Origin of the sequence: Gluconobacter aidae (assembly GCF_009547075.1) — a bacterium.
Lineage (GTDB): Bacteria > Pseudomonadota > Alphaproteobacteria > Acetobacterales > Acetobacteraceae > Gluconobacter > Gluconobacter aidae.
Genome location: NZ_WIPH01000015.1, coordinates 20,109 through 32,637 on the forward strand (window position 1 = coordinate 20,109; position 12,529 = coordinate 32,637).

Annotated in this window: 11 protein-coding genes and 1 tRNA gene; 7 read left to right on the forward strand and 5 right to left on the reverse strand. The window is 61.2% G+C overall.

The window, feature by feature from the left end:
• The first annotated feature begins 56 nt into the window (after positions 1 to 56).
• Together hfq and hflX are read left to right on the forward strand one after the other, a co-directional pair.
• Positions 57 to 272 carry an RNA chaperone Hfq gene (hfq, locus tag GFJ39_RS08110; protein WP_457851931.1) on the forward strand — a complete coding sequence of 72 codons (216 nt, stop codon included), beginning with the start codon at positions 57 to 59 and terminating at the stop codon, positions 270 to 272.
• Positions 269 to 1,582, forward strand: a complete 1,314-nt coding sequence (gene hflX, locus GFJ39_RS08115; RefSeq protein ID WP_153430865.1) for a GTPase HflX — start codon at positions 269 to 271, stop codon at positions 1,580 to 1,582. Before hfq ends, hflX begins: the two co-directional genes overlap by 4 nt.
• Before the next feature lie 10 nt (positions 1,583 to 1,592).
• On the opposite strand, the gene GFJ39_RS08120 is transcribed toward hflX, so the two are convergent.
• Both GFJ39_RS08120 and GFJ39_RS08125 read right to left on the reverse strand, forming a co-directional pair.
• A complete protein-coding gene (locus GFJ39_RS08120; RefSeq protein WP_153430866.1) occupies positions 1,593 to 2,753 on the reverse strand; it encodes an OpgC family protein in 1,161 nt (386 codons plus the stop codon).
• Positions 2,754 to 2,946: 193 nt separating this feature from the next.
• Positions 2,947 to 4,401, reverse strand: a complete 1,455-nt coding sequence (locus GFJ39_RS08125; RefSeq protein WP_153430867.1) for a SulP family inorganic anion transporter — start codon at positions 4,399 to 4,401, stop codon at positions 2,947 to 2,949.
• A 425-nt stretch (positions 4,402 to 4,826) separates the two neighbouring features.
• Here GFJ39_RS08125 and GFJ39_RS08130 point away from each other — a divergent pair.
• Positions 4,827 to 4,902: transfer RNA gene (locus GFJ39_RS08130), tRNA-His, on the forward strand.
• 31 nt (positions 4,903 to 4,933) lie between these two features.
• Here GFJ39_RS08130 and GFJ39_RS08135 read toward each other — a convergent pair.
• Positions 4,934 to 5,866 (reverse strand): DMT family transporter, encoded by a 933-nt coding sequence (locus GFJ39_RS08135; protein WP_153430868.1) that lies wholly within the window; start codon positions 5,864 to 5,866, stop codon positions 4,934 to 4,936.
• Between the two features lie 235 nt (positions 5,867 to 6,101).
• Here GFJ39_RS08135 and GFJ39_RS08140 point away from each other — a divergent pair, with 235 nt between their 5' ends.
• A complete protein-coding gene (locus GFJ39_RS08140) occupies positions 6,102 to 7,523 on the forward strand; it encodes a mannose-1-phosphate guanylyltransferase/mannose-6-phosphate isomerase (protein WP_153430869.1) in 1,422 nt (473 codons plus the stop codon).
• 30 nt (positions 7,524 to 7,553) lie between these two features.
• Here GFJ39_RS08140 and GFJ39_RS08145 read toward each other — a convergent pair whose 3' ends face one another.
• Together GFJ39_RS08145 and GFJ39_RS08150 are read right to left on the reverse strand one after the other, a co-directional pair.
• Positions 7,554 to 8,477 (reverse strand): SDR family oxidoreductase, encoded by a 924-nt coding sequence (locus tag GFJ39_RS08145; RefSeq protein ID WP_153430870.1) that lies wholly within the window; start codon positions 8,475 to 8,477, stop codon positions 7,554 to 7,556.
• Complete coding sequence (locus GFJ39_RS08150) at positions 8,474 to 9,880, reverse strand: hypothetical protein (protein WP_153430871.1); 1,407 nt, start codon at positions 9,878 to 9,880, stop codon at positions 8,474 to 8,476. The genes GFJ39_RS08145 and GFJ39_RS08150 overlap by 4 nt, the downstream gene beginning before the upstream one ends.
• A gap of 326 nt (positions 9,881 to 10,206) precedes the next feature.
• On the opposite strand from GFJ39_RS08150, the gene rplM reads away from it, so the two are divergent.
• The 3 genes from rplM to GFJ39_RS08165 all read left to right on the forward strand — a co-directional run bounded on the left by rplM (position 10,207) and on the right by GFJ39_RS08165 (position 12,503).
• Complete coding sequence (rplM, locus tag GFJ39_RS08155) at positions 10,207 to 10,680, forward strand: 50S ribosomal protein L13 (protein ID WP_011252036.1); 474 nt, start codon at positions 10,207 to 10,209, stop codon at positions 10,678 to 10,680.
• A 10-nt stretch (positions 10,681 to 10,690) separates the two neighbouring features.
• The gene (gene rpsI, locus GFJ39_RS08160; RefSeq protein ID WP_011252035.1) at positions 10,691 to 11,182 is read left to right on the forward strand and encodes a 30S ribosomal protein S9; all 492 of its coding nucleotides are present in this window, start codon (positions 10,691 to 10,693) and stop codon (positions 11,180 to 11,182) included.
• A 241-nt stretch (positions 11,183 to 11,423) separates the two neighbouring features.
• A complete protein-coding gene (locus tag GFJ39_RS08165; RefSeq protein WP_153430872.1) occupies positions 11,424 to 12,503 on the forward strand; it encodes a branched-chain amino acid aminotransferase in 1,080 nt (359 codons plus the stop codon).
• The last annotated feature ends 26 nt before the right edge of the window (positions 12,504 to 12,529 follow it).

The following is a 12,529-nucleotide window of genomic DNA, read 5'->3' on the forward strand; positions in this document are numbered from 1 at the left end:
AGTCGACTGATAACAGCGTGACCCCAGAATCCCCGTCCTCTGCCGGACCCCGCGTCGTGCAGGAGGTCTTTCTCGATCATCTGCGCAGGACGGAAGCGTCCGTGACCGTTTTTCTGGTCAACGGTGTGAAGCTTCAGGGCATCGTTGCCCAATCCGATGCGCATACCCTGCTGCTCCGTCGTGATGGCCATGTGCAGCTTGTTTACAAACATGCCGTCAGCACGATCATGCCGGTGGCGGCCATGTCCCATTTTGTGGAAGAAGAACTTTGAGCGGTTTCGACACCAAAAAACCCGCAACCCGTGCGGCTGTCATCCTGCCCTGGGAGAAGTCGGGACCGCAGGAGGAAATTCGCGCGGCTGATGCGCGGCTTGAGGAAGCGGTCGGTCTGACCGCGTCGATCGGGCTTGTGGTGGTGCGCCAGGCGGCGATCCTGCTGCGTGCGCGGCGTCCTTCAACCCTTCTGGGGAGCGGTCAGGTCGAGCAGCTTGCCGAGGCGGTGAAGCTGGATAATGTGGATGTGGTCGTCATCGATGCCCGCCTCTCGCCCGGCCAGCAGCGTAACCTCGAAAAAGCTCTGGGCTGCAAGGTTGTGGACCGGACCGGGCTGATCCTCGATATCTTCGGCGCGCGCGCGGCGACCCGTGAAGGTGTGCTTCAGGTCGAGCTCGCCCATCTGGAATACCAGCGCTCGCGGCTTGTGCGGCTGTGGACCCATCTTGAGCGTCAGCGCGGTGGCTTCGGCTTCCTTGGCGGTCCGGGTGAGACGCAGATGGAAGCGGATCGCCGGATGCTGGCCGAGCGGATCGGCAAGATCAGAAAAGAGCTGGAACAGGTGCGTCGCACGCGCGGCCTGCATCGAGAATCCCGCAAGCGCGTGCCGTTCCCGGTCGTTGCGCTCGTGGGGTACACCAATGCGGGCAAATCCACGCTGTTCAATGCCCTGACCGGGGCGTCCGTCCATGCGCAGGACCAGCTTTTCGCCACGCTGGACCCGACGATGCGCGGGCTTCGCCTGCCATCGGGCCGCAATGTGATCCTGTCCGATACGGTGGGCTTCATCAGTGAACTGCCCACCGAACTGATCGCGGCTTTCCGGGCGACGCTTGAGGAAGTGGCGCAGGCGGACGTGATCCTGCATGTGCGCGATATTTCGCACCCCGATAGTGTGGCGCAGCGGGCGGACGTGCTCAACGTGCTGGACGGCATGGTGCGGGATGGGATGCTCGACGCGCACTGGCCGGACCGTACGATCGAAGTGCTGAACAAGGCCGATCTGGTCGGCGGCGTCGAGGCCGTGCCGAAGCGTGAGAACGCGGTGGCAATTTCGGCCATCACCGGCGAGGGACTGCCGGATCTTTTCGAGATCCTGGACCAGTACCTGACGCGATCAATGAAATCCGTGGATGTCCGTCTTCCGATCACGGACGGCGCGGCCCTCGCCTGGCTTTACCAGCATGGTGAAGTGGTCGGGCGGACGGACCTGGAAGACGGGATGGACGTGCAGGTCCGTCTTTTCTCGGCGGATCTGGAGCGGTTCGAACTGCTCCATCCGAACCGTATTATACAGCAGGAAGGCTGAACGAACGCCGCTATTCGGGCGCTGGCACGGGGCGTGTCGGGCCCGAAGGCAGGCGGGCGGCTTTGGCCCGCTGACGGGCGCGGTCCAGCGGGATGGCCAGTGCGTAGGTCAGGCCGAGGCCGACCGCGTTCATCACAAGCTGGTCCCACAGGTTGATGCCGAAGCTCGCGAACATCAGTCGTCCCAGCAGGTCCAGTACCGTGCCGCACGCAAAGACTTCCAGCGAATTCCGCCCGAGCAGGGCGAGGCCCTGACCGATCCGGTCGGCTGAAATGCGGCGCAGGGCCTTGGACGACTGCACCAGATAGAAGATCGCCATGATGTCCAGCAGGCGCCAGATGGCGAGCGTGGATTTGCCTGTATTGGGCGGGGCCGGAAAAATCCGCAGAAACGGGACGTGCCAGTATTCATACGGAAAGCACAGCACGAAAGCGCCCGCCAGATAGGTTAGGCACAGGGCCTTGGCCCAGGGGCGATAGGGCAGATCACCATTGTGTTTCGAGGCCCAGACCGCGCCCAGAATCCCCAGGATATAGAGGAACTGCCAGCCGAACGGGTTGAGATACCAGCCATTGGGATCAAGCCAGTTCGGGATGGTGATGCGCGGGTCCAGATTGGCAATGGCCCAGATCCCGATGCTGAGCGTCAGCAGCAGCCATACGCTGCGCTTGAGAATCCGGTAGATCAGCGGGAACAGCGCCAGAAGTACGACATAAAGCGGCAGGATGTTCAGATAGCTCGGCAGGGCATCGAAGGTCAGGATACGCCACAGCCAGCTATAGCCATGCGCAAGCTGGGGTTCGATCGTGTATTCGGGCAGGGGCTGGTAGTGCCGCCACTGGCGGACGGTCCAGACGAAAACCAGCGTCATGCCGGTCTGGTACAGATACAGTCTGAGGCATCGGGCCAGGATGCGAAAGATGCCGGTTTGCCAGCCCTGCCGGTCGATCAGGCGACCATAGGCCAGATAGGACGCATAGCCCGCCAGCATGACGAAGATCTCGGCTGCGTCCGCGAAGCCGAAATTGCGGATGGTGATGCGGTTGAGCAGATTATCGGGAACATGATCCACAAGCATCATCAGCAGCGCGATGCCGCGCAGCGCATCCACGCGGTGATCGCGCGAATTCTTGCGCGCTAAAGCTGGCGGGGGCGGTTGAGGCGGCTCCATGATCTCTTCTTATCGTCAGTACGGAGGCAGGGGTATGGGTGACTCGTTACGGTCAGATTAAAGATTGGACGGAATTACAGATTGCGGCCGGCTGCCTCTGAATGAGATGGGCCGAAGAACTGCTCCCGACCATCCGGGATGCGGCTATAACAGTCACGCATCCGGCGGGGGCGGCTGCCGTGCCTGTTAGCCCTTACAGTGCGAGCAGGTTTTCGTTCGATTGCGTGGCGATGATGCCGTGCGGGTCGGGGTGAAGCCCCGTGACTTCGACCCTGTGGCCGTGGGAGCGGAGCTTGCCGATGATTTTCTCCAGAACCTGCACTGAAGTGATGTCCCAGAAACGGGCATGGGTGAGGTCAAGAACCACGGTCTTTGCATCAGTATGATAGTCGATGGCAGCGGACAGGCTGTCTGCGGATGCGAAAAAGACCTGTCCGGACGCCCGGTATGTCAGCGTTTCGCCCGATCGCTCTTCCGTGACGCGCAGGAGGTTTGCGGCATGCCAGGCGAAGAACACGCCCGAGAGCATGACACCGACCGCAACGCCCGCAGCCAGATCGTGGGTCATGATGACCACGACGACGGTGACGAGCATGGTCAGGCTGGACAGACGCGGATGGCGGGTCAGGTCGCGCAGGCTGTTCCAGGAGAATGTGCTGGCGGAGACCATGATCATGATGGCAACGAGGGCAGCCATCGGAACCTGTCCGACCCAGCGATGCAGCAGAACCATGAGCGCCAGAAGGAACGCTCCTGCCGTGAATGTGGAGAGGCGCCCGCGTCCGCCATAGCGCAGGTTGCCGACGGTCTGTCCGATCATGCCGCAACCCGCGATGCCACCGAAAGCGCCGACGAGAATGTTGGAAATGCCGAGGCCCGTGCATTCCATGCGCTGGTCGCCGTGTGTGTCGGTGATGTCATCGACAACAGAGGCCGTCATCATCGATTCCAGCAGGCCTACGGCGGCCATGGCCAGCGCGTAAGGCAGCACGACGGACCATGTGGCCCAGTTCAGGGGAATGTGGGGAAAAGTCAGGCTGGGCAGGCCGGTGGGAAGGTCTCCGAGGTCCGCCACGGTATGGACGGGCATCGGATAGAACATCGTGATCGTGGTGAGTACGATGATGCAGATCAGGGGCGAGGGGATGGCGTCCGACAGGCGTGGCAGCAGATAGATGATGACGAGGCCCAGAGCGATCAGGGCATAGGTATGCCAGGTGACGCCAAGCATCTGTGGAACCTGTGCGGAGAAGATCATGATCGCCAGGGCGTTGACGAAGCCGGTGCGGACTTCGGCGGATACGAACCGCATGACGGCCTGAAAGCGCAGCAGCCCGAAGATCACCTGAAACGCGCCGGCGACAAGCGTGGCGAGCAGCATGGCCTGCACGCCATGAGTGTGAACCAGAGGGGCCGCGACCAAAGCCACCGAACCGGCGGCGCCAGAAATCATGCCTGGACGCCCGCCGAAAATGGCGATGGAGACGGAAATGACGAAGGATGCGAACAGCGAGACGGACGGGGAGACGCCTGCGATATAAGAAAAGGCGATGACCTCAGGGATGAGGGCAAAAGTGCCAACCATTCCGGCCAGCACTTCGCGCAGCGGGTTCTGTGCCCACTGGCGACGATAGAGAGCGGGAGTCATGAAGAATCCTTGCGGGCAGGACGTGAACAGGGTGCGACGTATTCAGGCCCGGCGCGGCAATGAGGCACATAGTATAGCCCAGCCCGGTTTGGGATTGAAGGTCTGGAAGTGGCAGGAGTACCCGCCGGAGCGGGATGTTCCCATTACGAATCGAACAGCGGGCGACGTGTTTGTGCCGGGGCGGAACAGACAGTCCGTCATCCGGCGCAGATTCCGGGCAAGAAGGGAATCTGCTCCAACGTGGTGGCGCTCCATCTGATCGGGACGCCGTTGATTCCTGCGACCATGACAGTGGAGCATGTTGAATGCTTTGGAGCCGATACACCGATGAAGTGTCCGGAGCGTAAAAAACACGGCGTAAAAAAAATGCGTCAAAGGACTGGACGACGGGCCCAACCTTCCTTTAGAGAAGGCGTCGCTGTGTGGCGGATGTAGCTCAGTTGGTAGAGCGCCGGTTTGTGGTACCGGTTGTCGCGGGTTCGATCCCCGTCATTCGCCCCAGCGATCCTCGTGCAAAATTCAGTTATGGTTCTCAGGGTTTTGCGACATCGGCCTGTTGGTGGTGTCGGCGTTCCCAGTGTTCTTCCAGAGCCATGCGCTCGAAGCGCAGTTTCTGACGGATCCAGTTCAGCATGCCCGAGAGTGTGACGACCACGATCCCCACGAAAGTCCAGTTGTCCAGGGGCTGGTTGAACAGCAGGTAGCTGAACGCAACCGCCCAGACCATCTGGCTGTATTGCGGAAGTGCCACACGGTTCGCAGGCGCGACGGCTGTGGCCATCATCATGAAAAGCTGACCCAAGGCGGCGAGAAAACCGTAGCCGAACAGGATGGACCAGATCTTCCAGCCATGGGGCCAGGATGCGTGGGCGATCATCAGAAGTCCGTCGCCGATCAGCGGACCGAACAGGCTTGATCCGAACAGGGAAAGTCGTGCGCTGCCATCTCCCGCCAGTCGGTAGGCCACGACGCTGCTGGCATTGGCAAGGGCGGCGACGATGGCGCAGACATGTCCCAGATGGAACGTCCGTGCGCCGGGACGCAGGACGATCAGCACCCCGAGAAATCCGACTGCGACGGACAGCCATGTCCAGAACGAGACCTTTTCCTTGAGGATCGTCACGGAAATGATGGTGACGAAGAAGGGCATCAGGAACATCAGCGACAGGGCTTCTGGCATGGGCAGCAGCATGAAGGCCATGACGCTCGCGGCCGTCGAGACGAATGTCGAAACCGCGCGCAGAATCCACATTCCCGGCCGGGTTGTCGCGAAAATATCGGAATAGGGTTCGTCCGGGCGACGGATGAAAGGCAGCAGAATGAAGCCGAAGACACCGCCTGAAAATGCGACTTCAAAAGGATCCAGATGCCCCCCGAGACCTTTTGAACAGGCATCACTGATTGAAAAAGCGGCATAGCCCAGAAGCGCCAGAAGAATACCGGAGGAGAAAATGTTCTGTTTCATGAGTCTGTTTCTGCTCCGGTGAGGCGGATTCTTCTTCGTGGATAAGAAAACCTGCTTGTACCGACAGTCAATGTTTCAGATTTTCGGAAATATCTTTTCTGATGGGGCGCTCATGATTGGGGGCAGGACAGGAGCAGGAGGCAAAATTGGAAAGGTTGAGACCTTCATGTAGGATGCCTGCCCATCGGGGAAGCCTCACGGCCCCCATCTTCTAGATGAAAAAGCGTAAGCCCCCATGTCCCAGAAGATCGTTCCAGTCATTCTTTCCGGTGGATCAGGCAGTCGTCTGTGGCCGGTTTCGCGTAGCAGTTATCCCAAGCAGTTCTGGCCTCTCCTGTCGAAGCATACCCTGATCCAGGAAACGGCGCTGCGTGGCGCGCGGGCAGGGCTGGCAGATCCGATCGTGATCTGTAATGCCGAGCATCGCTTCATTGTCGCGGAACAGCTTCGGGATGTCGGCGTTGAAAACGCCCGCATCGTTCTCGAACCCGTGGGCCGCAATTCTGCTCCGGCCATCGCGGCGGCCGCGTTCCTGGTGGCCGAGACAGATCCGGATGCTGTTCTTTGGATCATGGCGGCGGATGCGGCCATTACCGATGAGACAGCCCTCTACGCCGCGCTGGGGCATGCGATCACCGCAGCGGAACAGGGGAGGATTGTGACGTTCGGAATGAAGCCGACGCGCGTTGAAACGGGCTATGGCTATATCGAGAGTGGCGCGATTCTTCCGGGCCTCGAAGGCGTTTACGAAGTTTCACGCTTTGTCGAGAAGCCGGATGCCGCCAGGGCGGAAGAATTTTTCCGTGATGGCCGGTATCTGTGGAATTCCGGCATGTTCGTCACTCAGGCCAGTGTTTTCCTCTCTGAAATCCAGACCTTCGAGCCCGCGCTCCACGAGCATGTCGGACAGGCCGTCCGGGCCCGCCGGAGCGATCTCGATTTCGACCGGCTGGACGATGCAAGCTTTCGTCAGGCGCCGGATATCTCGGTGGATTATGCCGTGGCCGAGCGCACGAAGCGGGCGGCTGTGGTGCCCGGAACCTTTGGCTGGTCGGATATTGGCAGTTGGGACGCGCTGTGGGAACTGTCCTCCAAGGATGAGGCGGGGAACGCCACGTTCGGGGATGTTTTCCTCGATGACGCGCGGAACTGCTATGTCCGCTCGGACGGAATCGTGGCCACGGTCGCGGGTGTGGAAGATCTGATCGTCGTCGTGACGCAGGACGCCGTCATGGTCTCGCATCGTGACCGGACGCAGGACGTCAAGCACATGGTCAGCCGCCTGAAGAAGGCCGGGCGCAAGGAAGCGGTGGCCCATAACCGCATGTATCGCCCGTGGGGGTTCTATGAGAGCCTCATTCAGGCGGACCGGTTCCAGGTCAAGCGGATCGTGGTCGAGCCGGGACAGAAACTCTCATTGCAGAAGCATTTCCATCGCGCTGAGCACTGGGTGGTCGTGGGCGGCACGGCAGTCGTCACCCGTGACGCTGACCAGATCATGGTGCGTGAAAACGAGAGCGTCTATCTGCCGCTGGGCTGTGTTCATCGGCTTGAGAATCCGGGGCGGATTCCGCTGACACTCATTGAAGTGCAGTCCGGACCTTACCTTGGGGAAGACGATATCGTCCGGATTGAGGACGTCTATTCCCGGAACTGATGCGGGAGGAAAGCCCTGATCCTTCGCGGATCAGGGCTCCTGTTTCTGGTGCGTTCGGTTGCCGAAGAGGTGGTGCAGCCCGTTGGCGAGCGGAACGGGGGTGACGCCCAGCCGCTGTTCCATCGGGCCGACATCGAAATTCTTGTCTTCCAGAAGGCGGCGGACCTCTTCCGGCGCGATCTGCGGCAGCCTGCGGATATGCCGGGTCAGATGAGACAGCGCCATGAGCATCCATCCCGGCAGGGAGATGATGGGACGGCCGCCAAGTCCCGCAAAATACAGCACCATGCGCACGAATGTCCGGTAAGCCACCGCCGTCGGGCCAGCAATCACGATGCTCTCCGGCCCCGTGACGTCTCCGTTCTGGATCAGGTGTATGGCCGAAACCAGACAGCGCGTGACGTCCCGCTGGTCGATGGGCTGTACGAGGGCGCGGCCACCACCCGGAAGAGGGATGACGGGCAGACGTTCCAGAAGCTTCGCCAGCCGCTGGACATTGTCTTCGCCCTGGGCGCCATAGATCATGGTCGGATGCAGGATGATCGAGGGGCGACCGTCGGTCTTGAGGGCGGCCTCACCCGCGAGAACGCCCCGTCCGTGATCGTCGGGCCAGTGCGTGAATTTGCGTGTGCTGCCCAGCGCCACAATGGGGGCTGTCGTGGCGGCCAGAATGGCGGGCAGGTGGCGCGCGTGAGCGGTGTTGACGACAACCGCCGCATCTTCGAACGCCAGGGCCAGTGTGGCGCTGTCCGTGAGGTCCGCGATGCGCACGGCGTGGCAGGCCTCGGCGATGTCCGGCGCGAGATTGCCCTGACTGCGCACGACGGCAATGATTTTCTGTCCTTCAGCCAGAAGCGCGCGACAGAGCGCGGACCCAGAGCGTCCACTGGCGCCGATGAGGCAGACCGGGCCCTTCGCGGGCAGAGAGAAGTCCGGGATGTTTCCGGTCGTCATTGCGCGGCGGCTTTCAGATCAGGGGAGGCAAGAAATGCCAGCATCGAAGCTGGCGAAGAGAAGGCATCATTGAGAACCTGGAGGGAGACGGGCGTCCCGGAAGCATAGGTTACCGTCAGGGTGCGGCCAGCCGGATTGGCGACATAATCCGGGATCGCGCTCAGGGCCGGATTGACGGAAAGGGCCGTCTGCAGGGCCTGCGCAGCCTGCTGACGGAGCTGGTCCGCCGTCATGCCATTCCCGGCCTGCCGGGCGGACAGGACGAAACCGGTATCAAGAAGCCTGTCTCCCTTCAGCGATAAGGTCACGTTCTGCAGGGCCGTCGACTGGAGCATCTGCTGCGGAGAGGAATGGCCTTGCGCAAAATCCGTCTGAACGGTCCGGGCACTGGCCGTCAGGGTCATGAAACCCGGGACCGTGAGGGATGCGTGGGTTTGGGACGTGTGATCGTCCAGATTCGAGACCTGGACAGAATGGGCGGTCGAGCCGGCGCCGTCGATCGGGAAGGGCAGCTTCTCGTCGCTCTGGAAATGGAAGCCCTTCAGATCCTGCGTCATGGTCGCGGTCTGGTTCTCCAGCGTTCCCGTCCCGCGCAGTTCATCAAGCCGGATTGTGCCGGATGTCATGCTCAGTCTGAAATTGCGGGCCGCGAAACTCTCGGGGGGCGCCATGTGCGGCGGCAGGGGATGGTGGTCCCACAGGGCGGCAACCTGGGCGGCGAGATCCTTCTGCTTCAGGTCCAGCCGCTCCAGACTGGCTTGTCCGCTGACAAGCTGCGGCTCTTGACCGGGGGCATGAACGGTCCGCTCGTACGCGATGGTCGAACCTTCGGTGCGGAGCGTCGTGACGAGGGCGGGGCCGTAGTTGTCCAGCGTGAGACGACCGGAAAACAGGCTGTGCACGTTGATCGGGCCGGGTGAGGACGAAGGGACGAGGTTCTGGACCGAAAGCTGCTCGATCTGTCCGTGCGCAAGGGCGATATGTGCCGGGTCGATTCGGGAATGGCCTTCCGTTGCGGGCCGGGAGGGCGGCAGGACCAGTTGGCGCAGGCTGAGCGTGCTGCCATGGATGATCTGCGTCGGCGTCTGAAGGAACGGTTCGCGGACTTCGACGGCGCGGATGGAGAGGCCACCATCCGGTGTCGGGCGGGGATGGCCCAGCCGCATCCGGGAGGCGCGCAGGGTGAGTGAACCGTCCCGCAGGGTGATATCGGTCAGGGTCGCGCCCAGCGAGAGAATGGCCGGGTGCGCGCTTCCATAAGTAAATGTCGTCCCTGGCGGCAGGGCGGCGCGGAAGCTTGAAAGGCCGCGGACCAGCTCCATATGGGCTTCGTGGTGAACGCCGGCCATGCCGATCACGGCCGTTACCGAAATCAGGCTCGCCGTGAGCCAGGGTCTTTTCACGTTGATGTTCCTGTCTGAAACGGCCCCGCACAGGCGTCGGGCGCGAACGGTCTGCGTGGCGGCAGGATACCATTGTCGCGGTAGGGGGCAATGCAGACATCGTTTTTGTTGCGGTAACAGGATACCATGCGGTCAGAAATGGCGGAAAACTCCTGCGAATCACATAATTCAATGTGTGAACGGGGCTTGACGTGCGCGCTGAGGACGGCAATAAGGCCCCACCTGATCCGCTTCGCCGGAGGAAAGGATGCTTTCGGGCACCGTTTTCGCTGCAAGCGCCATCCACGGTGCGGCTCCTGGCCGTACCCCAAGCTGGAATGTCACTAATGAAGACCACACGTTCGCTGAAGCCAGCGGAGGTGACGAAGAACTGGGTGCTGATCGACGCCGAAGGGCTCGTTCTCGGCCGTCTCGCCACCATCATCGCCACCCGCCTGCGCGGAAAGCACAAGCCGCAGTTCACCCCGCATGTTGATTGCGGCGACAACATCGTCGTCATCAACGCCGAGAAGGTCGTTCTGACGGGCAACAAGGTCGGTCAGAAGCTGTTCCACTACCACACGGGTCATCCGGGCGGTATCAAGGAGCGCACCATCACGCAGCGTCTCACGGGCAAGAACCCGGGTGAAGTTGTCGAGAAGGCCGTTGAGCGCATGATCACCCGTGGTCCTCTGCAGCGCGCCCAGATGAAGCATCTGTATGTCTATGCCGGTTCCGAGCATCCGCATGACGGTCAGAAGCCCGTCAAGCTGGACGTTGCTGCGATGAACCGCAAAAACACCGTAACCCACGAGTCGTAAGGCCTGTATCATGTCCGAGACCCAAGAGCGCACCGGCACGCTGCAGGACCTTGCGAGCGTTGCTCCTGCCGTTACCTCCAACGCTGCCCCGGTTCACGAAGTCAAGCGTGATGCCCAGGGCCGTTCCTACGCAACCGGCCGTCGTAAGGACGCCGTGGCCCGCGTGTGGATCAAGCCAGGCAAGGGTGACATCATCGTCAACGGCCGTCCGGTCACGACGTATTTCGCCCGTCCGGTTCTGCGCATGCTTCTGACGCAGCCGTTCCTGATTGCCGACCGCTACAACCAGTTCGACGTGTACTGCACGGTGACCGGTGGTGGTCTGTCCGGTCAGGCTGGCGCCGTCCGTCACGGTATCTCCCGTGCACTGACGTACTATGAGCCGAGCCTGCGTGGCATCCTGAAGGCTGCCGGCTTCCTGACGCGTGACAGCCGTATTGTCGAGCGTAAGAAGTACGGCCGTGCGAAGGCACGTCGTTCCTTCCAGTTCTCGAAGCGCTGATCCTTCAGCCTTTTCGAACGATGGAAAACCCGGCCAGAGATGGCCGGGTTTTTTTGTGGCTGATTTCGGAGGGCATGAGCCTGCCCGTGAATAAAAAGCCAAAAAACCTTTCTATTTTGGATTTTAATTCCAATAAATAAATCAAAAATGGAATAAACTTTCTGTATCGCCACCGGGAAGCATGTATGGCAGAGTGCAGCCGCTGTTTTTGAGACCAGAATCTTCGGAAGATGTTTTCCCCATGACCCCCTTCATCATTGAAAAGACCGCAAACCCGACCGATCCCGTCAAGCGGACCGAACTGCTCGCCAACCCGGCTTTCGGGCGTGTTTTCACCGATCACATGGCTCTCATCAGCTACTCCGCTGACAAGGGCTGGCATGATGCGAAGATTACGCCGCGCCGTCCGCTGAGCATCGATCCGGCATCGACGGTCCTGCATTACGGGCAGGAGATCTTCGAAGGCATGAAGGCCTATCGTGAGAAGGACGGCCATGTCGCCACCTTCCGTCCCGAAGCCAATGCATCGCGTTTTACCGCATCCGCCCGTCGCATGGGTATGGCCGAGCTGCCGGAAGATCTGTTCGTTCAGGCCGTGGATGAACTGGTTCGCGTGGATCAGGACTGGGTGCCGTCTGGTGAGGGGCAGAGCCTTTATCTGCGTCCGTTCATGATTTCCAACGAAGTGTTCCTGGGCGTGAAGCCGGCGACGGAATACCTGTTCATCGTCATCGCCTGCCCGGTCGGCGCCTATTTCAGCTCTGGCTGCGTATCCGTTTGGGTGTCCGAGCACTACACGCGCGCGGCCATCGGTGGCACGGGTGAAGCCAAGTGTGGCGGTAACTATGCCGGCAGCCTGATTGCGCAGGCTGAAGCCAGGGACAAGGGCTGCGATCAGGTCCTGTTTCTCGATGCGCGGGAGCGTCGCTTCGTTGAGGAAATGGGCGGCATGAACGTGATGTTCGTTCGCAAGGACGGCAAGATCGTCACCCCGCCTCTGGGTGGCACCATCCTGCGTGGCATTACCCGCAACAGCCTGATCCAGCTTGCCGCCGATCAGGGGATCGAGATGGTTGAGGAGCCGGTCGATATCGACGAGCTTTTCTCGGGTGCGGCTTCGGGCAAGTACACGGAAGCCTTCGCCTGCGGCACGGCGGCGGTTCTTTCGCCGATCGGCAAGTTCGTGCGCCCGACGGGCGAGGCCGTGTTTGGTGACGGCAAGACGCCCGGTCCGGTCTCGCAGCAGCTCAAGAAGACCCTGACGGATGTGCAGGGCGGCCGGACGAACGACGTCCATGGCTGGATCCACCGCATTTCCTGACGCCTGTCAGCCGGGTTCGTGAAGAG

Coding starts and splice junctions, on each gene's coding strand:
- GFJ39_RS08120 (WP_153430866.1), bottom strand. CDS start 2,753: ATGGAGCCGCCTCAACCGCCCCCGCCAGCTTTAGCGCGCAAGAATTCG.
- GFJ39_RS08125 (WP_153430867.1), bottom strand. CDS start 4,401: ATGACTCCCGCTCTCTATCGTCGCCAGTGGGCACAGAACCCGCTGCGC.
- GFJ39_RS08135 (WP_153430868.1), bottom strand. CDS start 5,866: ATGAAACAGAACATTTTCTCCTCCGGTATTCTTCTGGCGCTTCTGGGC.
- GFJ39_RS08140 (WP_153430869.1), top strand. CDS start 6,102: ATGTCCCAGAAGATCGTTCCAGTCATTCTTTCCGGTGGATCAGGCAGT.
- GFJ39_RS08145 (WP_153430870.1), bottom strand. CDS start 8,477: ATGACGACCGGAAACATCCCGGACTTCTCTCTGCCCGCGAAGGGCCCG.
- rplM (WP_011252036.1), top strand. CDS start 10,207: ATGAAGACCACACGTTCGCTGAAGCCAGCGGAGGTGACGAAGAACTGG.
- rpsI (WP_011252035.1), top strand. CDS start 10,691: ATGTCCGAGACCCAAGAGCGCACCGGCACGCTGCAGGACCTTGCGAGC.
- GFJ39_RS08165 (WP_153430872.1), top strand. CDS start 11,424: ATGACCCCCTTCATCATTGAAAAGACCGCAAACCCGACCGATCCCGTC.